This is a genomic window from Methylobacterium sp. CB376 (assembly GCF_029714205.1).
GTDB lineage: Bacteria > Pseudomonadota > Alphaproteobacteria > Rhizobiales > Beijerinckiaceae > Methylobacterium.
The window spans coordinates 1954138-1973984 of sequence record NZ_CP121648.1 but is presented as its reverse complement, the minus strand read 5'-3'; the positions used below and the strand labels follow the sequence as shown (position 1 = coordinate 1973984).

Below are 19847 nucleotides of genomic sequence, written 5' to 3'. Positions count from 1 at the left end.
CAGACTCGGCAGAATGGGGCGGGCTCACCACTCGGTCACCTCGATTCCCTGCGGCAGCCCCTCGCGATCGACGGTGATGGCGTAGTCGGCGAAGCTGCGGGCCGGCGGCCAATTGTCGGTCCCGGGGGCGCCGATCTCGTGCACGGACCCCTTGTGCGCGCGCAGGGTCCGCACCCGCTCGAACAGGGACTGGGCCGGCGCATTCCCGAGGGCCGAGGCGTGGCGGAAAACCACCAGCCGGCGCGTCGCCATCTCGCCGCGGGTGGCCGAGCGATCGTGCTCGAACATGTTGCGCAGCGCCTCGAACAGGAGGGCGAGATCCCCGTCCGAGAAGCCCGTGCCCTTCACCGGATGCGAGGCGAGCGGCGCCGAGACGTAGCCGTGGGCGCGGTAGAGCCCGTAGGGCACGATGTGCTTGCGGCCCATGGTGCGCTTGTCGCCGCGCTTCTCGGCCTCGTCGTCGCCGTCCTGCCGCTCATTCCTCTCCGCCTCGTTGGTGGCGGCCATGTGCTTGCGGCCCATGGTGCGCTTGTCGCCGCGCTTCCCGGCCTTGTCTTCGCCGTCCTGCCGCTCATTCCTCTCCGCCTCATTGGTGGCGGCCATGCGGGTGATCGAGACTTCGAGGGGCAGCACCGGCTCGACCGACCGGGCGAAGGAGACCTGCACCGGCCCGCGCACCTGGCCGGCATTGATGCCGGTCGAGAGCACCGCGCCGAAGGTGCGGATGTCGAAGAAGTTGTCGCACATGAAGCGGCGGATCAGGACCGCCTCCTCGTCCGACTTGGGCGTCAGCTTCTTGTCGGTCCGGGCCTTGGGGTCGTCCGGGCGCAGGGCCAGGTAGGCCTCGCGGTGCTTCTCGTTCAGCACCGCCCCCTCGGTCACGTAGATCCGGTTGCGGATCGGGTCGCGGCCGTCCGCCTCGGCGGCCATCTCGACGTAGTTGCGCACCTTGCGCTTCAGGCAGACGTCGCTGACGAGGCCGTGCCCCGTCTCGGGGTCCATGCGCGGCATGTTGCCGGCATCGGGATCCCCGTTCGGGTTGCCGTTCGTCACGTCGAAATAGAGCACGAAATCGTGGCGGCGCTGCAGGCCCGCGTCAGCCATGGGGGGTCTCCTCCGGGTCCGTGCCGGTCGTCGTCGGGGAATCCGTCTTCTTCTCGGGGCGGGTGCCGCGCTCGTGGTAGTAGCCGACGGCGAAGCGCCCCTGCGCCTCCAGGGAGAGGACGCGCGGCAGGTCGGGCGGCAGCCTCTGCATGATCTCGGCCACCTTGGGCTCGATCCAGCCGCCCAGGCCGCGCTTGCGCGCGTCGGCGACATGGGTCTTCAGGCTCCGCAGCAGGGGGCCGAAGACGCGGGCGGGCGTGGAGGAGGCGGCCGCGTACCAGCGGTCGCCGATCGTGGTGTTGACGCCGGGAAGGGCGGTCCTCTGCGCCGCCTCCAGCACGGCGAAGAGGCGCCCGAGCTGGTAGGCGGGGTCTGTGTGGGCGGGATCAAGCGCCACGGGAAGCATCTCCCTCTCGCTGCGACGGTTCAGGCAGGCCTTGATGGCGGCGGCGTGCCAGCCGCGGCCCGGGTCGTCGCCGGCCCGCAGCCGCGCGATCGTCGCGGCGAGCCAGGTCCGCGGATAGGGCCGGTTTTCCAGGATGGCGCGGGTCACCTCGGCGGCGAGCCCGTGCGGGATGTTGTCGAATTCCTCCGCGAGGGCCGTCGTCTTCAGCAGGAGGCGCGCCGGCGAGGGCGGCTTCGCGCCCCAGCCGCGCGGCTTGGGCTCGATCGCGAGCGCCGCCGCGTGCGCGTCGAGGGCGCGTCTGAAGCTCCCGAACGTGCCGGCGAGCCAGTAGCGCACCGCGACCCGCGCCATGTTGGGCGCGAGCCCGAGGACGAAGAAGGGCACGTTCTCCATCAGGTCCGGCCGAAGGTCCGGCGCGGCCCTGGCCTCCGCCACCGTGACGAGGGCCTCGCGCAGCGCCTGCGTCTCCCGCGCGTCGGTCGTCCCCGCCGGGCCCGGCCCGTCGCGCAGCGCGTCGCCGAAGATGTCCTCCGCGGCAAGCGCGATCGGCTCCGCCACGGACGCGTCGTAGGCGCGGGCATCGGCCCAGAAGGCGACGGTCGAGTCGGCGATCCGCAGCCGGTTCGGGCCGCCGCGCTGCAACAGGGCGTTCAGGGCCGCCCCGTACCGGAAGGCCGCCGCCGCGGAAGTCGGGGCGTTGAAGCCCTGGTCGTGCCCGTAGGACGTGAAGGCATCCTGGTTGAAGGAGACGAGCGGGATCTCCGCCGCGGCGCCGCCGTCGATGCCCTTCACCTTCGGGTGCAGCCGCACCAGGGGCAGGCGCGCGCCGCGCACGAGGCAGAACCCCTCCGGGCCGCCCTCGTGGGCGGCCCGGAGCCGCTCCACATGCGCCGCCGCCGCCGGGCGGTGATGGAGGGGCACGGTCTCGCCGCGCAGCCGGAAGCCGAGATTGAGCGCCATGTGCCGGCTCTGGAGGCCGAGGGCCCGGGCCGCCTCCGGATCCGGCACCCAGGCTTCGACGAAGCGGCGCAGGGCCGCGAGAGCGGGGTCGCGCTCCCCGGCGAGTTCGCGCAGGTGCAGATCGCGGAAGGCGGCGTGATCGCGCGCGGTCTTGGCCGGGTCCTTCGTCCCGAGGCCGAGCGCGTAGGCGAGGTTGTCCCACAGGAAGAACGGCGTCGAGCCGGTGCCCGACCGCGAGAACCACTTGGGCACGCGGTCGAGCTGGGGCTTGCCCCTGGCGGTCAGGCGATCCGCGAGGCCGAGCGGCGTCCCGTCCTCGGCGAGTTCGAGGACGAGGCCGAGCGGTTCCGTCGACCAGCCGGGCATCACGACCTCGCCGCGGCGTTCCAGCCGATCGTAATACCGATCGAGCGCCTGCAGCATCGTCACGACACGACCTCGTTCGCCGCCAGGCAGGCCCGCACGTCGAGGATCCCCTTCGAGAGCCGGGCGCGGAAGAAGCGGGCCTCGTTGCGGTCGGGACGAAAATCGATGTCGTAGAGCATCCAGCCGAGTTCGCGCTCGCGCTCCTCGGCGGGCAGGGAGCTGGCCGGCAGCGGCGCGCCGTCGGGGATCAGCGCGAACTCGGCCGGGCATTCCCGCGTCCCGAGACAGGGGCGGTGGAAGCACTGGCCGGCCGCGGCGCGGCGGTTGAACATGCAGATGTGCTTTACCGGCGCGTCGTCCCCGGCCCGCGCGGTCATCTCCAGATGGGCCTCGATGACGTAGCCGACATCGACCAGCATCGTCGCGGCGCGCTGCTGGCGCTCGATCTCCGCCGAGAGGCCGAGCCCGGCGAGCGTCCCGCTCCGCATCGCGCGCAGGGCCAGCGCCGTGCTCGCCTTCGCGCCCACCTCGTTGCGCCGGACGCTCGCGAAGCGGATCGGCTTCAGGACGTGGATGCGGTCGATGCGCCAGACGATGGCGGGCTTCCAGTGGATCGCCTCAAGGATGCCCCGGGCTGCCGAGGGCGTGGGGACATCGTAGGAGACGCGCTCCACCTTGGTCTCGGGCCGCGTGAAGAGCGCCCGCTCACCCCACACGTGCAACCGGACCCCGTATGTCATCGCACCCGCTTCCTCCCGAGTTACCTCAGCATACTCGCGTCTCCGCCGCAAGAGTTCTGTCCAAAAAATATTCTGCTGCGCGATCTTAAGCAATAGCAAGATACAAATTTGTCATGTAAACGGCCGCCGTATCTGCACCAGCATAATTCAAGAATGGCTTCTGAACTGCGAACGATATTTTTTCTGTCCTCATGACACGATAGACCGGTTGACACGCTGCGACCGAGAGCCGTGGAGTGGCTGCAGGCTCGACAACCGTGGCGATTCCACGGTCCGGCCATGGAGTGGCGGTGTTTCGGGGAGCCGGGCGGCGCACAGACTCCTCCCTCGGACGCACGGGAAGCCCGGCCGCCCCGCTGTCAGGAGCTGTCAGGATCTGTTCGAGGCCCGACGACCTCCTCGCGACGTTCCGTGAACGACGCCGCCGCTCCCACGGCGAGGCGCCGCCGTCGGGGGGCGCCGCGCGAGCGAAGGCCTCGCTCCCCACCCGTCGCGTCCGGTGCCGCATCACGGCGCATCCGCCTCCCCGTCCCGCGCGGCCGTGGCCCAGAGATCGATGCCGATCGTGGCGTCGTAGAGGTCCATGGTCGCGAACCGCGTGAGCACCTCCCCGCAGGCCGGGCCCACCGGCACGATCTCGCGCGTGGCGCACCAGCCCGCATGCGCCTGCCGGGGAATGCCGACCGTGTAGGGGTGCAGCCGCCGCAGCGCCTCGCCGGTGGGGCGCTCCATGCCGGCGACCTCGGCGAGGGCCTGGACCGCCTCGGCGTCCCAGGGCACGACGACCGGCACCATCGTCTCGTCGATGAGCCGGAAGGCGCGGGCGACGCTCTCGAAGGGGAAGCCGCGCTCCAGGCCGTGGCGGCCGAACGCCGCGAGGATCCCGGCCTGACCGTCGATCTCGGCCGCGTCGAGTTCCGCGAGCCCGCGCTCCGCGTAGAGGAGACGGAAATAGGCCGCGATGGCGTCGGGACCGAGCGGGTCCGGGTGGTCCCGCAGCACGGGCCGGGCGGCCTGCTGAAAGGCCGCGAGGGAGCGGGGCGGCCGATGCGCGGCGGGCGTGAAGACCACGACCCGGCCGAGCGCCGGATGCAGCTCTCCGTTTCGGTTGCAGCGCCCCGCCGCCTGGGCGATCTGGTCGAGGCCCGCCTCGGCGCGCCAGACCTCCGGAAACGAGAAATCGATTCCGGCCTCGACCAGGGAGGTGGCGACGAGCCGCACCGGCCTCCCGTCCTCGAGCCGGGCCTTGATCTCGGCGAGCACGGCGCGCCGATGGGCCGGGCACATCAGGGTGGTGAGGTAGAACGCGCCCGGCAGGCCGCGGATGCGGGCGAACAGCGCCCGGGCATGGGCGCGGCTGTTGACGATGCACAGCATCTGCTTCTGCGCCTCGAAGCGGGCCGCGACGACCTCGTCGCCGATCGGCTCCGGCAGCACCTCGACGGTGACGCGCCGGACCTCGTCGGCCAGCCTTTCCGGCCTCGGGGCGAGTTCGCGGTCGGCGCCGATCGGCAGGCCGTGATCGACCGGGCGGAAGCGCTCGCGCAGGGCGCCGTCCCGCACGCGAACGGCCGGTTGCGTCGCGGTGCACAGCACGACGGTGGCGCCGTAATTCCCGGTCAGTTCCTCCAGGGCGGCGAGGCACGGCAGCAGCAAGCGCGTCGGCAGAGTCCTTGGGTTCAAGCGGTCGTCGCAACACCATCTTGCACGGCAGCCAGCACAGCGTCGAGCGCCTCTGCCGGCGTCTTCCAGTTCAGCGTCTTGCGCGGTCTGCTGTTGAGGGCTGCGGCCACAGCAGCAAGATCGTTCGCGCTGTGGGCGCTCAGATCCGTTCCTTTCGGGAAGTACTGTCGCAGTAACCCGTTCGTATTCTCGTTCGTCCCCCGCTGCCAGGGTGAGCGTGGATCGCAGAAGTAGACCTGCAGACCCGCGTCGATCCGCAAGCGCGCGTGCTCGGCCATCTCGGTACCCTGGTCCCAGGTCAACGAGCGCCGCAGCTGCTCGGGCAAGCGCGCGATCGTGCCGGCGATCGCCTCGCGCACCGCCTGGGCCCCGTGCCCCGCCAGCGCCGGGCCGTTCTTCGCACGCGGTGTCACCCCATGGCCGTCCATCGGCGGAAGATGCAGCAGCATCGTAAAGCGCGTCGTGCGCTCGACCAGGGTCCCGATCGCCGAACTCTTCAGACCCAGGATCAGATCTCCTTCCCAGTGCCCCGGCACCGCGCGGTCCTCCACCTCGGGCGGACGCTCGCTGATGAGCACCTCGGGGGTGACGAACGACCTGCCTCGGCCCAGGCTGCGGGCCCGCGGCACACGCAAAGCCCGTCCTGTGCGAAGACACGCGGTCAGCTCACGCTTCAGCGCGCCCCGGCCCTGGATGTAGAGCGCCTGATAGATCGCCTCGTGACTGATGCGCATCGTCGTATCGCCCGGAAAGTCGAGCCGTAGGCGCTCGGCGATCTGCTGCGGACTCCAGGATCGACCCCATCGCCGGCTCTGGCGTCGCCCGTGCCGCCGTCCCTTCCAGGCAACGCTAGGGCCAGGCAGAGCGCTCCCGCCCGGTGTCGCGACAGTTCCGGCGAGCCGCTCCTGCACGTACGTCCGCAGCGCTGCGTTCCCCGCCAGTTTTGCTGGCTTGGGCCGGCGTGCCGCGCGTTCAGCGTGCCACTGCGCGGTCGTGGCGCGATAGTCCAGGCCGCCACTGCGGGTCGCCGCATTGCGGCGCAATTCCCGCGAGATGGTCGACGCCGCCCGTCCCAGACGCCGAGCGACGTCCCGGACCCCGTGACCTTGCGCTTGTAGGATCGCGATCTCCTCCCGCTCAGCCAACGACAGGTAGCGCGCAGAAGGCGACTTGGATGATGGTGACAGGTGGGAAGGTGCCATTCCGCCTGCTGTCCGGAACCACCGCGAGCCGACCGGTGGCGAGATCCCGAGCTTCATCGCTGCGACCTCGCTGGAGAGACCCTGCGCGAGGAACGCCCAGAACCCCCGCCGCGTCTCGCGCAGACCGACCCCGGGACGACCCGGTGACCGCAGCTTCTCGCGAAGTGCCCGATCCGAACGCCGCCGACCTGCCATCACAACCGCCCTCCGCCAAGCCGTTGCGACGACCACTTGAATCCACCGTCTGCGCCTCGTCCAGAATGATGACGGAATTCGCGAGGTTGTGCAGCTTGCGGCAGCGCGAGGGCCGGTTCGCGAACAGGCTCTCGAAGAACTGCACGGCCGTCGTCACCACGATGGGCGCGTCCCAGGTCGCGGCGGCGCGCCGCAGGGGGCCGAGGCCGTCGCGCTCGTCGCCGCCATCCTCCGCGAGCCTGCGCGCCAGCGCCTCCTCGTCGAGGTTGGCGTGGTGTTCGAGGATGGCGCCCGGATTGCCCACCGCCGTCCGGATCGCGTCGGCGGTCTGCTCGACGATGGCCGTGAAGGGAGCGACGTGGATCACCCGCCGCTTGCCGTACCGCTCCGCATGGGCGAGCGCGAAGGCGAGCGAGGTCAATGTCTTGCCGCCGCCCGTGGGCACCGTCAGGGTGAAGAGGCCGGGCGTGCAGGTCGCCTTGGCGACGGCGTGCGCGAGGATCTCGGCCCGCAGCGCGTTGATGGCCGTGGGCTTGGCGTCGGCCTGCTTGCAGCGCAGGTGCGCGGTCAGCTGCCGGTCGAGGTCGCGCAGGCGGGTCCTCACCCGGGCGCGAGGCCGCCCGTCCGCCATGAACCGCTCGGTGGCCCGGAAATCCGCATCGACCAAGCACGAGAACAGCATTCGGATCAGGAAGGCCTTCGTGAAGGCGCGCCGCCGCGCCAGGGCGTCGGGACATTGCTCGAACCGCTCGCGGGCGGGAGGCGCGAAGCACCGCTTCGACGCGATCACCTCCGGGGCCAGCGGGATGATCAGCTCCCGCCAGCGGCTCGCGTCGTTCTGCGCCTGCGCGAGCCGGCGCCGCAAAGCCTCGCCGTCGGGAAGGCCGCCATGGTGGCCGGCGATGCAGGCGGCGAGCATGCGGCCGACGACGCGGCCGTAGAGTTCGTCGGCCCGCTGGGCTCCCCAGGTCGAGTGATCGCCGCCCCGCGCGCGCAACGCGCAAAGATAGTCCTGGAATTCCTGGGATGCCTTGCCGGTATCGTGCAGGAGCCCCTGCGCGCGCGCCAGGCCGGCGCAGCCGAAGGCGCGGCCGAAATGGGCGGCGAACCGCCCGGTCCATCGGGCATGCACGGCGAGCGGCTCCCACTCCGCCTCGGGCCGGCCCGGCTTGCTGTGGGCGTACAGCACGGAACTCATGCGCTCTCTCTGCGGCAGTTGCCGGACGAGACTGTCGTGCAACCCCAGGATTCGCGCAAGCCCAGGAGATGCAAGCTCAGGAGATGCAAGCTCAGGAGATGCAAGCCCGGCAGATGCAAGCCGCCCGCGGCCGCCCCCGCCCTCCCCGCGTGCGCCAGCGCACACGGAATCCCCGCCCGGCGGCACTCAGGGGCATGGGGCGCGCTCGACGCGATGGCCCGCCCCGACGCGGAGACGCTCCGATGACCACCCTGACGCACCGCTCCTTCGCCCGCCCCGCCGCCCCCTCGCCGCGCGCCTGCGCGCGGCGGCCGGCCGGCTCCTCGGCCTCGTCGCCCTGGTGCCCCTCGCCCTCGTCCTGCGCGAGCGCCCCGCCGCCGTGCTGGCGGCGATCCCGGGCGGGCGGGGCCAGCGGGATCTCGGCTTCGGCCTCGGGCGCCGCTGACCGGCGCCCCGGATCAGGCCGCGGGCTGCAGGCGCGCGCCGGGCGCCGGGGCCGCGAGCCCGGCCGCGCGGCGCTGCAGGACGAGGCCGTAGACCTCCTCCAGCCGGGCGCAGTGGCGCTCCAGGGTGAGGGGGGCGGCCCAGTAGCGCCGATGGGCCTCGGCGCCGAGCCGCGCCAGGACCGCCGGATCCTGCAGCCGGGTCAGCCGCGCGGCGAGCGCCGCGGCGTCGCCGGAGGGGAACCAGTAGCCGGTCTCCCCGTCCGCCACCGCCTCGCGGCCCGCGCAGGCGTCGCTCACCACGACCGGGGTGCCGCGCGCCAGCGCCTCGTAGACCGTGAGCGGCTGGCCCTCGTACCAGATCGACGGGAAGACCAGGGCCGAGGCCGCCCGCAGGGCCTCGGCCACCCCGGCGGCGTCGCGCCAGCCCAGCAGCCGCGCCTCCGGGTAGCGGCCGCGCAGGGTCTCGGCCTCCGGCCCGTCCCCGACGAAGACCGCCGGCACCCCCGCGCGGCGCGCCGCCTCCGCGAACAGCAGGACGCCCTTCTCGGTGGAGAGCCGGCCCACATAGGTGAGCGGCCCCGGCGGTCCGGCGGGCTTCGGGCCCGGGTCCGGGACCGCGATCGGGTTGTCGACCCGGTGGAGGGTGAGTCCGGGCGGCAGGTGGGGCGCGACGGCCGCCTCCTGCAGGGCGCTGATCGTCACCACGTCCCGGACGACCTCCGGCCAGCGCGCCAGCTTCTCCAGCAGCACCTGCCGGGCGAGGCGCATCGCCTTGCGCGGATAGCTGCGCATGTCGCAATTCGTGGCGATGCAGGCGCCCGAGAGCGGCGCGCGGCGGCAGATCGCGTGGCGGCGGTAGTCGTAGAAGCCGCCGTTCGGGCAGACCAGGAAGAACTCGTGCATCGTGTAGAGGGCGGGCAGCCGCGCCCGCCGGATCGCCGCGAAGATCGAGGGCGACAGCGCCTTGGCGAAGGCGTGGACGTGGACGATCGTCCGGCCCGGGTCGCGGCCCGCCAGCAGCCCCGCCAGGGCCCGCGCAGCGGGGCGGTTCCACAGCATCTGCCCGGCGAAGGCGAGCTTCGAGGAGGCCGTGGCGATGTCCGGCTGGTCGAGGCAGGTCACCCGGATCCCGGCGGCGGAGAGGCGCGGATCGACCGGGGCCACCGCCGCGAAGACATCGACCCGGTGGCCGCGCGCGGCGAGCCCGAGGGCGGAGTCGAGCGCGACCTTCGCCTGGCCGCCATTCACGTGGCCGTGGTCGAGGATGAGGACGACGTCCATGGCTCTCGTCTCCGCCGATCGCCCCGTTTACGACCCGGCAGTTGAGCGAGGGTAAAATGCAATCCGGGCCGCCCCGGGGCCGGCCCGGGAGCGCTCCGATGCACGTCGCCATCCTGACGAATTTCTGCCTGCCGCGGGGCGGGGGCGAGAAGGTCGCGATCGAATCCGCCCGCGGGCTGGCCGAGGCGGGCCTCCGCGTGACCTTCCTGCACGGGGTCGAGGGCCCGGCCGACCCGCTCCTCGACCATCCGGGCATCCGCCGGGTCGGCCTCGGGCTCGCCGACGTCTGGGACCAGCCCGCCTGGCGCGGCGCCCGCGACGGGATCTGGAACCGGGCGGCCGCGCGGCGCCTCGCCGCCGCGCTCGCGGCGCTGCGGCCGGACTGCCTCCACCTCCACAACTGGACCCGCAGCCTCTCGCCGGCGGTGCTGCCGGTGCTGGGAGCGAGCGGCGTGCCGGTGGCGGTCACCCTGCACGATTACTTCCTGGTCTGCCCGAACGGCGTCTATTACCGCTTCGACCGCGCCGAGCCCTGCTCCCTCGACCCGCTGGGCGCCCGCTGCCTCGCCGCCGCCTGCGACCCGCAATCGCGGGCGCACAAGGCGGTGCGGGCGGCGCGCGCGGCCGCGACGCGGCTGGCGCTGCGCGGCCTGCGCGACCGGCCGATCGACCTCGTCCACGTCTGCGACGCGAGCCGGGCCCGCCTCGCCCCGATGCTGCCGGAGGGGCCCTTCCGCCACCACCGGATCGACAACCCGGTCCGCGTCGACCCCCATCCCCCCGCCGACCCGGCCCGGGGCGACGCGGTCGCCTTCGTGGGGCGCCTCACCCGCGAGAAGGGGGCGGACCTGGTGGCCGCCGCCGCCCGGGCGGCCGGGATGCCGGCCCTGTTCATCGGCGACGGGCCGCTCGCCGGGGAGCTCGCGGCGATGCCGGGCGCGGAGGTGCTGGGCTGGCGCGCGCCGGGCGAGGTCGAGGCGCTGCTGCGCGCCCGGGCCCGGGCGGTGGTGGCGCCCTCGCGCTGGCTGGAGACCGGGCCGCTCACGGTCTACGAGGCGCTGGCCTGCGGCATCCCGGCGGTGGCCTCGAACCGGGCCGGGGCCGCCGAGCGGATCGTGCCGGGCGAGACCGGCTTCGTCACCCGCCCGGAGGTCGACCTCCTCGCCCGGGTCTTCCACGACCTCGCCGACGACACCCTGGTGCGGCGGATGGGCCGTGCGGCGCATGCGCGCTACTGGGCGGCGCCGACCACGCTCGCCAGCCACGCGGCGGCCTCGGCGCGGCTCTACGCCGCCCTGATCGCGCGCGGCCGCGCGGCCCCGGCGACGGCCAGGGCGCCATCTTTTCAGCGCAGTGCTGTTTAGGGAACATAGGGATGCGCCGCGCCGGGGCCTTCAGGCCCGGCCGGCCCTCGATCCTGTCCCGGAGCCCTGCCCGATGCGCTGTCCGATGCGCCTTGCCCTGGTCGCCGCGCTCGCCCTCGGCCCCGCCGCGGCCCTGGCCGACCCCGCCCCGCCGACCCGCGCCCTGCCCGAGAGCCGCGCGCAGGTGCAGCTCTCCTTCGCGCCGATCGTGCGCAAGGCGGCGCCCTCGGTGGTCAACGTCTACGGCGCCCACGTCGAGAAGCGCTCGGCCAACCGCAACGCCATGGACGAGTTCCTGCGCCGCTTCTTCGGGGAATCCGGCCCCGGCGGCACGCAGGAGCGGGCGCAGCGCTCGCTGGGCTCGGGCGTGATCGTCGACGCCTCCGGGCTGATCGTCACCAACAACCACGTCGTCGAGAACATGAACGAGGTGAAGGTGGCGCTGACCGACCGGCGGGAATTCCCGGCCGAGATCGTGCTGCGCGACCCCCGCACCGACCTCGCGGTCCTGCGCATCAAGGCGCCGGGCGGGATCGCCGCGATGGAGTTCGGCGATTCCGAGGCGCTGCAGGTCGGCGACTTCGTGATCGCCATCGGCAACCCCTTCGGGGTCGGCCAGACGGTGACGCAGGGCATCGTCTCGGCCCTCGCCCGCACGCAGGTGGGCTCGGCCGATTACCAGTTCTTCATCCAGACGGACGCGGCCATCAACCCGGGCAATTCGGGGGGCGCCCTGGTCGACCTGTCGGGCGCGCTGGTCGGCATCAACACGGCGATCTTCTCGCAATCGGGCGGCAGCCACGGCATCGGCTTCGCCATCCCCGCCAGCATGGTGCGGGCGGTGGTGGAGACGGCGCGGGGCGGCGGGCGGATCGTGCGCCGGCCCTGGCTCGGGGCGCGGCTGCAGAACGTGACGCCCGACATCGCCGACAGCGTCGGCCTCGACCACCCGACCGGGGTGCTGGTGGCCGGCATGCTGGGCAAGAGTCCGGCGGAGGAATCCGGCCTCAAGCGCGGCGACGTGATCCTGAGCGTGGACGGCCAGCCGGTCGACGACCCGGAGGCCTTCGGCTACCGCTTCGCCCTCAAGGGCATCAGCGGCGAGACGAAGCTCGCGGTGCTGCGCGGGTCGAACCGCATCACGCTGCCGGTGCGCCTCGCCCCGGCGCCCGAGACGCGCCCGCGCGACACGCTCAAGATCCGCACCCGCTCGCCCTTCCTGGGGGCGACGGCGGTCAACCTCTCGCCGGCCGTCGCCGAGGAGCTGCAGCTCGACCTCCCGGCGGACGGGGTGGTGATCGCCGAGGTCGACGGCGGCAGCATCGCGGCCCGGGCCGGGCTGCAGAAGGGCGACGTGATCGTGGCGGTGAACGGGGCCTCGGTCGCCAGCACCAGGGACCTCGACCGCATCACCCGCAACAGCCTCTCGGCCTGGGAGGTGACGATCAACCGCGGCGGCCAGCAGCTCACCTCGCTGTTCAGCGGCTGAGCCGGCCGCCGAGCCCCTGGCGCGCCGGGACGGGGCCTGCCCACCCGGGCAGGTGCCGCGCGCGCGCCGCGCCCTCACATTCGGGGCCCGACGGGAGCCCCGCCATGACCGACACGCCCACCGCCCTCCAGGCCTTCTCGCAGGATCTCGCGGCGCTCGCCGCCCGCGCCGCGCCGAGCGTCGTCTCGGTCCAGTCCCACCGCCACCGCGCCAGCGGCTTCGTCTGGAAGCCGGGCCTCGTCGTCACGGCCGACGAGGCGCTCGCCGAGGAGGGCGAGATCGCCGTGCGGGCGGGCGACGGCGCGCCGCTCGCCGCCACGCTCCTCGGCCGCGATCCCTCGACCGACGTCGCGCTCCTGCGCATCCCCCGCACGGACCTGCCGGCGGCGGCCCTCGACCCGGTGCCGGTGGTGACGGGCCAGCTCGCCGTGGCGGTCGGGGCGGCGGAGGGCGCGCCCACGGTGGCGCTCGGCCTCGTCTCGCGGGTGGGGCCGGCCTGGCGCAGCCTGCGCGGGGGCGAGATCGACGTGCGGATCGACCTCGATCTCGGGCTGCGCCGCTCGGGCGAGGGCGGGCTCGCCCTCGATCCCGCGGGCCGGGCGATCGGCATGGTGGTGTTCGGCCCGCGCCGCCGCGCCCTGGTCATCCCGGCCGCGACGATCGGGCGGGTCGCGCCGCTGCTCGAATCCCGCGGGCGCATCCCGCTCGGCTATCTCGGCCTCGGCCTGCAGCCGGTGCGGCTGGAGGACCGCAGCGTCGGGCTGATGGTGATGCAGGTCGAGCCGGACGGGCCGGGCGCGCGGGCGGACCTGCGCCAGGGCGACGTCGTCACGGCCTGGAACGGCGAGCCTTTGCGCGGCCTCTCGGCGCTGCAGGGGGCGCTCGGCCCGGGCAGCGTCGGCAGCGTCGTGACCCTGGCTCTGCGCCGCGGCGGCGCGCCGCTCGACGTCGCCCTCACGATCGGCGAGAGGCCGTGAGCGAGGTCGTCCTCGCCCTCGCCGTGGCGCAGCCGGACCTCGCGGACCGGCTGGTCGCCCTGCTGGCGGACGTGCCGGGCCTGCGCCTGGCGCGGCCGGGCGAGGCGGCGGACGCGGTGGTGACGCTGCCGCCCGGCAACGGCCCGGCACCCGATCCCGGGCTGACGCCGCGGGAGATCGAGGTGCTCGGCCTCCTCGCCGAGGGCGCCTCGAACAAGGCCATCGCCCGGCGGCTCGGCATCTCGGTCCACACGGCGAAGTTCCACGTCGGCTCGCTCCTCGACAAGCTCGACGCGACGGGCCGCACGGACGCGGTGGCGCACGCGGCGCGGCGCGGGGTGATCCACCTGTGATCCGCCTCCCGCCCGGCCATGCCCGCCGCGAGGCGATGTGCTAGATCGCGCCCGCCACAGGAGAACCGCCGGAGCGCGATGTCGCCGATCATCTCCATCGCCAACCTGTCGAAGGTCTACGCCTCCGGCTTCCAGGCCCTGCGCTCCATCACCCTCGACATCGGCCGCGGCGAGATCTTCGCGCTGCTCGGGCCGAACGGCGCCGGCAAGACGACGCTGATCGGCATCGTCTGCGGCATCGTCAGCCCCACGGAGGGGCGCGTGACCGTGGGCGGCCACGACATCCTCGCCTCCTACCGCGAGGCCCGCCGGATGATCGGCCTCGTGCCGCAGGAACTCACCACCGACGCCTTCGAGACGGTCTGGGCGACGGTGAGCTTCAGCCGCGGCCTGTTCGGCCTGCCGCCCGACCCCGCCCATGTCGAGCGGGTGCTGAGGGACCTCTCCCTCTGGGAGAAGCGCGACAACCGCATCATGACGCTCTCGGGGGGCATGAAGCGGCGGGTGCTGATCGCCAAGGCGCTGGCGCACGAGCCGCAGGTGCTGTTCCTCGACGAGCCCACCGCCGGGGTGGACGTGGCGCTGCGCCAGGACATGTGGCGCCTCGTGCGGCGGCTGCGCGACCAGGGCGTCACCGTCATCCTGACCACCCACTACATCGAGGAGGCCGAGGAGATGGCCGACCGGGTCGGGGTGATCCGCCGCGGCGAGATCATCCTGGTCGAGGAGAAGGCCGAGCTGATGCGCAAGCTCGGGCGCAAGCAGCTGATCCTGCACCTGCAGACCCGCCTGCCCGCGCTGCCGGACACGCTCTCGGACCACCGCCTCGACCTCTCGGAGGACGGCTGCGCGCTCACCTACACGTATGACAGCCAGGGCGAGCGCACCGGCATCACGGCGCTCCTCACCGACCTGCGCGCCGCCGGCATCCGCTTCCGCGACCTCGAGACCCGCCAGAGCTCGCTCGAGGACATCTTCGTCGGCCTCGTCAAGGATCCCGCATGAACTGGCCCGCGATCCGCGCCATCTACGGTTTCGAGATGGCCCGCACCCGCCGCACGCTGCTGCAGAGCATCGTCGCCCCGGTGATCTCGACCTCGCTCTACTTCGTGGTCTTCGGCGCGGCGATCGGCTCGCGGCTGACCGTGATCGAGGGCGTGCCCTACGGCGCCTTCATCGTGCCGGGGCTGATCATGCTCACGCTGCTGACGCAGAGCATCGCCAACGCCTCCTTCGGCATCTACTTCCCGCGCTTCTCCGGCACCATCTACGAGATCCTCTCGGCGCCGATCTCGCCGATCGAGATCGTCGCCGGCTATGTCGGGGCGGCGGCCTCGAAGTCGATCCTGCTCGGCCTCATCATCCTGGCGACCGCCTCCCTGTTCGTGCCGATCCGCATCGACCACCCGCTCGTCATGGTGCTGTTCCTGCTCCTCACCGCCTTCACCTTCAGCCTGTTCGGCTTCGTGATCGGGCTGTGGGCGGACGGGTTCGAGAAGCTGCAGCTGGTGCCGCTCCTCATCGTCACGCCGCTGACCTTCCTGGGCGGCAGCTTCTACTCGATCGAGATGCTGCCGCCGTTCTGGCGGGCGCTCAGCCTCGTCAACCCGGTCGTGTACCTGATCAGCGGCTTCCGCTGGAGCTTCTACGGCCACGGCGACGTCAGCCTGGGGGTGAGCCTCGCGATGGCGCTGGCCTTCCTGGGGATCTGCCTCGGCCTCGTGACCGTGATGTTCCGCACGGGGTACCGGCTGAAGACGTGAGAGGACCGCGCGCGGCCAAGCGCGCGCGGCCCTCGCGCCTCCGGCGCCCGGCCCGGCCGCCGTCAACGCGCCCGTCGCGAACCCGGGGTAAGCTGCGGCGGTGCCGCGCCCCGCCGCGGCGGGGAGACCGGCCGCCTTGCGCCTGACGATCCTGGCCCTGCCCGCCCCGATCCGCCCGTGGATCCACCAGATGTGGATCTTCGAGAGCCCCTGCGGGCTGCCGGCCTCGGACCTGCGCGTGGTGGTGCCGAACGGGCGCGCCAAGCTGATCGTGCCCTGGCGCAACGGCCTGACCGCCGAGGGCGGCGGGCGGCGCCGCTGCCACGCGGAGGGCGACGCGGTCCTGATCGGCCAGTGGGACGCCCCGACCGTGATCTCCTCCGCGCCGGTCCCCACCGTGTCGATCGGCGTCGAGTTCACGCCGGCCGGCCTGTCCCGCTTCCTCACCCTGCCGCTCGGCGAGCTCACGCAGGCGATCGAGCCGGTCGGCAACGTGCTCGGGCGGAGCGGCGACCGGCTGAGGCGCCGGCTCGCCGAGGCGGCGAGCGCCGAGGAGGCCGCCCGCGTCCTGCGCGCCTTCCTGGTCGCGCGCTGCCTCGCCACGGACCGGCGCGGGCCGGGCCTCGCCGACGAGGCGCTGCGCCTGATGGCGGCGAGCGGCTACCGCATGGACGTCGCCACCCTGGAGGCCCGGACGGGCTACTCGCGGCGCCACCTCGCGGCGGTGTTCCGGCGCGATGTCGGCCTCGCGCCCAAGCGCCTCGGCAGCGTGCTCGCCTTCGAGCAGCTCTACCGGGCCTTCAGCCGGCACGGCTCGGCGGAGCGCCTGCGCGACGACGCCCTCGACCGCTTCTGCGACCAGTCGCACTTCATCCGGCAGTTCCGGCGCTTCGCCGGGATCGCGCCGGGCCGCTTCGCCGAACTCGGCAACGAGTTCGGGCAGATCTTCTACCGGGCGCCCGAGGGCGGCCCCGCTTCCCAAACGTCCAATCCCTGAGGCCGGCGCCCCGGCATGATCCCGGCGTTTCCCACGAGGACGCCGCGATGAACCACCTCTCGAACTGGATCGAGATCCCCGTCGCCGACATGGCCCGCGCCCGCGCCTTCTACGAGGGCCTGCTGGAGACGCGCCTGGTCGAATTCTCCTGCGGGCCCCTGACCTGCGCGATGGTCCCGACCCGGGACCGCCGCAACCGCGGCGCCCTGGTGCAGGGCGCGGGCTACGCGCCATCGTCGGACGGGGCGCTGATCTACCTCGACGCCGGCGGCCGCCTCGACGCCGCGGCGCGGCGGGTCGCCCCGCTCGGCGGCACGATCCTCACCCCCAGAACGGTCCTGTCCGGGGAGGCGGGCGAGGTGGTGATCTTCCGCGACCCGGAGGGCAACCGCCTCGGGCTGCATTCCCCCGTCGCGCCCCGCCGCGAGGGCCCGGTCACGGACGCGGCCCTGCAGGGGCTGCTGCGGGGCCGGGCCCCGGGCCTCGCCTTCCTGATCACCCGCGGCCCCCGCTACGACGACCCCGCGACGGCGCCGCTGCAATGGGAGCACGCCCGCGCCATGACCACGCTCCTGCGCGACGGCCCGCTCACCCACGTGACCGCGCTCCTGGACGGCGCCGAGGTGCTCGGCTTCGGCCTCATCGACGTCGCCAGCCGGGAGGAGGCCGAGTCCCTCCTGGCCGCCGACCCGGGCGTGGCGGGCGGGCGGCTCGCCGTCACGCTGCTCACCGCCCTGTCCTTCACCCCGGACGACGTCGCCGCGTCCTGACCGGGGCACGCGAAACCGGGGAACGGAGCCGCTCCGGCGGGCTTGCAAATCTAATATATCAGTTTAAGGTCCGGTCCCAGGGAGCCCTCCGGGACCGGCGCGGCAAGCGGCGGCGGGCGAGGGATGGAGCTGATGCCGCGCGATCCGACCTCACCGCTGCGCAAGGCGCGCAACCGCTTGCCGAGCGCCCCGCGCCCGGCCCGCGCGCCCTCGGCCGCCGCGGTGATCCGCCAGGACCTGCGTGCCGCCATCGCGTCGCTCTCCCTGCTGCCGGGCCAGCCGATCAACGAGAAGGCGATCGCCGCCCGCTACGGCGTGAGCCGCACGCCGGTCCACGAGGCGGTGCTGCGCCTCGCCGACGAGGGCCTGGTCGAGATCTTCCCGCAGGCGGGCACCTACGTGGCCCGCATCCCCTATCGCGACCTGCCCGAGGTGATCGTGATCCGCCGGGCGCTGGAGGAGGCGAGCGCGCGGCTCGCCGCCGAGCAGGCCCGCGCGCCCGACCTCGCCGCCCTCGACCGGCTGATGATCACCATGACCGAGGCGGCGGCGGCCGAGGACCGCGAGACCTTCCACCAGCGCGACGAGGAATTCCACGCCGCGATCGCCCAGGCCGCCGGCTATCCGGGCCTGTGGCGGCTGACGCAGCAGGTGAAGATCCAGGTCGACCGCTTCCGCCGCCTCACCCTGCCGCAGCCGGGGCGCCTCGCCCGCGTCCTCGACGAGCACGCGGCCGTGCGCGACGCGATCCGGGACCGCGATCCCGCCCGGGCCGGCGCCGCCATGAGCGCGCATCTCGACGGCCTGCTCGCCGATCTCGGCGGCATCGCCGGGCTCAACCCCGACTTCTTCGACATGTCCGCCGGCGCGACGCCCCCGGATTCCGCGGAGCCTGCATGACCCTCCCCACGACGCCCTCCGACGCCGCGATCGAGATCCGCCAGGTCGCCCACCCGGAGGCGGTGCGCGGCTTCGATACCGAGACCCTGCGCCGCCACTTCCTGATCGAGCGGCTCTTCACCGTGGGCGAGGTGCGGCTGACCTACAGCCACATCGACCGGCTCGTGGTCGGCGGCGCGATGCCCGGGGCGAGCCCCCTCCCCCTCCCGGCGCCGCGGGCGCTCGGCACCGAGTCGTTCCTGGCCCGGCGCGAACTCGGCACGATCAATGTCGGCGGCCCCGGCCTGGTGCGCGTCGGCGGCCGCGGCCACGAGGTCGGCCCGCGCGACGCCCTCTACGTCGGACGCGGCGCGGGCGAGGTCGCGTTCGAGAGCCTCGACCCGGCGCGTCCGGCGAAGTTCTACCTCGTCAGCACCCCGGCCCACGCCCCGCATCCGACCGCGCTCATCCCCCAGGACCGCGCCCGCACGATGCAGGTCGGCGACCAGGCGACCAGCAACCGGCGCACGATCCGCCAGTACATCCTGCCGGGCCTCTGCGAGTCCTGCCAGCTCGTGATGGGCCTGACCCAGCTCGAACCCGGCAGCACCTGGAACACCATGCCGTGCCACACGCATGACCGGCGCTCCGAGGTCTACCTCTACTTCGACCTCGCGGCCGAGGCGCGGGTCTTCCACCTGATGGGCGAGCCGCACGAGACCCGCCACCTCGTGGTGGCGGACGGGCAGGCGATCCTGTCGCCGGGCTGGTCGATCCATTCGGGGGTCGGCACCAGCCACTACGCCTTCATCTGGGCGATGGGCGGCGACAACCAGGATTACACGGACATGGACATGGTCGCGATGGACGACCTGCGCTGAGGGGACGGGCCGTGACGCATCGCATGACGCATCGCATGACGCATCCCTTCGACCTCACCGGCCGCCGGGCCGTGGTGACCGGCGCCAATACCGGCCTCGGCCAGGGCATCGCGGTCGCGCTCGCCGCGGCCGGCGCCGACATCGTGGCGGTCGGCCGCTCGGACATGGGCGAGACGCGCGAGGCGATCGCGGCGACGGGCCGAAGCGTCGGGGTCGTCCGGGCCGACCTCGCCAGCCTCGATCCCGTCCCCCGCATCGTCGCGGAGGCGAGCGAGGAGGGCCGGGTCGACATCCTGGTCAACAATGCCGGCACGATCCGGCGCGCCGCCGCCCTCGACTTCACGCAGGAGGAGTGGGACGCGGTCCTCGACGTGAACCTGAAGGCGGTGTTCTTCCTGTCGCAGGGCTTCGCCCGCCGCATGCGCGACGACGGCCAGGGCGGCAAGATCATCCACGTCGCCTCGATGATGTCGTTCCAGGGCGGCATCCGCATCGCCTCCTACACGGCGGCCAAGAGCGGGCTCGCCGGGCTCACCCGCCTGATGGCGAATGAGTGGGCGCCGCTCGGCATCAACGTCAACGCGATCGCCCCCGGCTACTTCGCCACCAGCAACACGGCGCCGCTGCGGGCCGACCCGGAGCGCAACGGCCAGATCCTCGCCCGCATCCCGGCCGCGCGCTGGGGCGAGCCGCGGGATCTCGGCGGCGCGGCGGTCTTCCTCGCCTCGCGGGCGGCGGATTACGTGCACGGCATCCTGCTGCCGGTCGACGGCGGCTGGCTCGCGCGCTGAGG

The 19847-nt window shown here is 73.4% G+C and carries 17 protein-coding genes and 1 pseudogene; 11 read left to right on the top strand and 7 right to left on the bottom strand.

Going from position 1 to position 19847, the window contains the following annotated elements; translation table 11 throughout:
* Positions 1-24: 24 nt before the first annotated feature.
* The 7 genes and pseudogenes from cas7c to QA634_RS08695 all read right to left on the bottom strand — a co-directional run bounded on the left by cas7c (position 25) and on the right by QA634_RS08695 (position 9581).
* Positions 25-1104, bottom strand: coding sequence for a type I-C CRISPR-associated protein Cas7/Csd2 (gene cas7c / locus QA634_RS08725; protein ID WP_012331628.1), 1080 nt, complete (start codon positions 1102-1104; stop codon positions 25-27).
* Positions 1097-2893 carry a type I-C CRISPR-associated protein Cas8c/Csd1 gene (gene cas8c, locus QA634_RS08720; RefSeq protein WP_265576639.1) on the bottom strand — a complete coding sequence of 599 codons (1797 nt, stop codon included), beginning with the start codon at positions 2891-2893 and terminating at the stop codon, positions 1097-1099. The genes cas7c and cas8c overlap by 8 nt, the downstream gene beginning before the upstream one ends.
* A 2-nt stretch (positions 2894-2895) precedes the next feature.
* Positions 2896-3576 (bottom strand): type I-C CRISPR-associated protein Cas5c, encoded by a 681-nt coding sequence (gene cas5c, locus QA634_RS08715; RefSeq protein ID WP_043700984.1) that lies wholly within the window; start codon positions 3574-3576, stop codon positions 2896-2898.
* 507 nt (positions 3577-4083) lie between these two features.
* Complete coding sequence (locus QA634_RS08710; RefSeq protein ID WP_050777472.1) at positions 4084-5232, bottom strand: CRISPR-associated helicase/endonuclease Cas3; 1149 nt, start codon at positions 5230-5232, stop codon at positions 4084-4086.
* 23 nt (positions 5233-5255) lie between these two features.
* Positions 5256-6656, bottom strand: a complete 1401-nt coding sequence (locus tag QA634_RS08705; protein WP_012330561.1) for an IS30-like element ISMtsp4 family transposase — start codon at positions 6654-6656, stop codon at positions 5256-5258.
* Positions 6657-6729: 73 nt separating this feature from the next.
* Positions 6730-7854 (bottom strand): annotated as a pseudogene (locus QA634_RS08700) (CRISPR-associated endonuclease Cas3''); the annotation flags it as partial.
* A gap of 458 nt (positions 7855-8312) precedes the next feature.
* Positions 8313-9581 carry a glycosyltransferase family 4 protein gene (locus QA634_RS08695; protein ID WP_012331624.1) on the bottom strand — a complete coding sequence of 423 codons (1269 nt, stop codon included), beginning with the start codon at positions 9579-9581 and terminating at the stop codon, positions 8313-8315.
* Positions 9582-9679: 98 nt separating this feature from the next.
* Here QA634_RS08695 and QA634_RS08690 point away from each other — a divergent pair, with 98 nt between their 5' ends.
* From QA634_RS08690 to kduD, 11 genes are all read left to right on the top strand, one after another.
* Complete coding sequence (locus QA634_RS08690) at positions 9680-10945, top strand: glycosyltransferase (protein ID WP_012331623.1); 1266 nt, start codon at positions 9680-9682, stop codon at positions 10943-10945.
* Positions 10946-11018: 73 nt separating this feature from the next.
* Complete coding sequence (locus QA634_RS08685) at positions 11019-12434, top strand: DegQ family serine endoprotease (protein WP_012331622.1); 1416 nt, start codon at positions 11019-11021, stop codon at positions 12432-12434.
* Positions 12435-12538: 104 nt separating this feature from the next.
* Positions 12539-13411 (top strand): S1C family serine protease, encoded by an 873-nt coding sequence (locus QA634_RS08680; RefSeq protein WP_012331621.1) that lies wholly within the window; start codon positions 12539-12541, stop codon positions 13409-13411.
* Complete coding sequence (locus QA634_RS08675; protein WP_012331620.1) at positions 13408-13764, top strand: response regulator transcription factor; 357 nt, start codon at positions 13408-13410, stop codon at positions 13762-13764. Before QA634_RS08680 ends, QA634_RS08675 begins: the two co-directional genes overlap by 4 nt.
* A 78-nt stretch (positions 13765-13842) precedes the next feature.
* Positions 13843-14769 carry an ABC transporter ATP-binding protein gene (locus QA634_RS08670; RefSeq protein WP_012331619.1) on the top strand — a complete coding sequence of 309 codons (927 nt, stop codon included), beginning with the start codon at positions 13843-13845 and terminating at the stop codon, positions 14767-14769.
* Positions 14766-15527 (top strand): ABC transporter permease, encoded by a 762-nt coding sequence (locus QA634_RS08665; protein ID WP_012331618.1) that lies wholly within the window; start codon positions 14766-14768, stop codon positions 15525-15527. The genes QA634_RS08670 and QA634_RS08665 overlap by 4 nt, the downstream gene beginning before the upstream one ends.
* Before the next feature lie 136 nt (positions 15528-15663).
* Positions 15664-16524 carry a helix-turn-helix domain-containing protein gene (locus QA634_RS08660; RefSeq protein ID WP_012331617.1) on the top strand — a complete coding sequence of 287 codons (861 nt, stop codon included), beginning with the start codon at positions 15664-15666 and terminating at the stop codon, positions 16522-16524.
* A gap of 47 nt (positions 16525-16571) precedes the next feature.
* Complete coding sequence (locus QA634_RS08655; RefSeq protein ID WP_012331616.1) at positions 16572-17294, top strand: VOC family protein; 723 nt, start codon at positions 16572-16574, stop codon at positions 17292-17294.
* A 132-nt stretch (positions 17295-17426) separates the two neighbouring features.
* On the top strand, positions 17427-18194 hold the full coding sequence (locus tag QA634_RS08650) for a GntR family transcriptional regulator (RefSeq protein ID WP_012331615.1): 768 nt from the start codon (positions 17427-17429) through the stop codon (positions 18192-18194).
* Positions 18191-19054 (top strand): 5-dehydro-4-deoxy-D-glucuronate isomerase, encoded by an 864-nt coding sequence (gene kduI, locus QA634_RS08645; RefSeq protein WP_012331614.1) that lies wholly within the window; start codon positions 18191-18193, stop codon positions 19052-19054. The genes QA634_RS08650 and kduI overlap by 4 nt, the downstream gene beginning before the upstream one ends.
* Before the next feature lie 35 nt (positions 19055-19089).
* Complete coding sequence (gene kduD / locus QA634_RS08640; RefSeq protein ID WP_012331613.1) at positions 19090-19845, top strand: 2-dehydro-3-deoxy-D-gluconate 5-dehydrogenase KduD; 756 nt, start codon at positions 19090-19092, stop codon at positions 19843-19845.
* The last annotated feature ends 2 nt before the right edge of the window (positions 19846-19847 follow it).

What these genes read in the sequence shown, in the direction of transcription:
- cas7c (WP_012331628.1), bottom strand. Translation starts at nt 1,104, where the DNA reads ATGGCTGACGCGGGCCTGCAGCGCCGCCACGATTTCGTGCTCTATTTC.
- cas8c (WP_265576639.1), bottom strand. Translation starts at nt 2,893, where the DNA reads ATGCTGCAGGCGCTCGATCGGTATTACGATCGGCTGGAACGCCGCGGC.
- cas5c (WP_043700984.1), bottom strand. Translation starts at nt 3,576, where the DNA reads ATGACATACGGGGTCCGGTTGCACGTGTGGGGTGAGCGGGCGCTCTTC.
- QA634_RS08705 (WP_012330561.1), bottom strand. Translation starts at nt 6,656, where the DNA reads ATGGCAGGTCGGCGGCGTTCGGATCGGGCACTTCGCGAGAAGCTGCGG.
- QA634_RS08695 (WP_012331624.1), bottom strand. Translation starts at nt 9,581, where the DNA reads ATGGACGTCGTCCTCATCCTCGACCACGGCCACGTGAATGGCGGCCAG.
- QA634_RS08690 (WP_012331623.1), top strand. Translation starts at nt 9,680, where the DNA reads ATGCACGTCGCCATCCTGACGAATTTCTGCCTGCCGCGGGGCGGGGGC.
- QA634_RS08685 (WP_012331622.1), top strand. Translation starts at nt 11,019, where the DNA reads ATGCGCTGTCCGATGCGCCTTGCCCTGGTCGCCGCGCTCGCCCTCGGC.
- QA634_RS08680 (WP_012331621.1), top strand. Translation starts at nt 12,539, where the DNA reads ATGACCGACACGCCCACCGCCCTCCAGGCCTTCTCGCAGGATCTCGCG.
- QA634_RS08670 (WP_012331619.1), top strand. Translation starts at nt 13,843, where the DNA reads ATGTCGCCGATCATCTCCATCGCCAACCTGTCGAAGGTCTACGCCTCC.
- QA634_RS08665 (WP_012331618.1), top strand. Translation starts at nt 14,766, where the DNA reads ATGAACTGGCCCGCGATCCGCGCCATCTACGGTTTCGAGATGGCCCGC.
- QA634_RS08655 (WP_012331616.1), top strand. Translation starts at nt 16,572, where the DNA reads ATGAACCACCTCTCGAACTGGATCGAGATCCCCGTCGCCGACATGGCC.
- QA634_RS08650 (WP_012331615.1), top strand. Translation starts at nt 17,427, where the DNA reads ATGCCGCGCGATCCGACCTCACCGCTGCGCAAGGCGCGCAACCGCTTG.
- kduI (WP_012331614.1), top strand. Translation starts at nt 18,191, where the DNA reads ATGACCCTCCCCACGACGCCCTCCGACGCCGCGATCGAGATCCGCCAG.
- kduD (WP_012331613.1), top strand. Translation starts at nt 19,090, where the DNA reads ATGACGCATCCCTTCGACCTCACCGGCCGCCGGGCCGTGGTGACCGGC.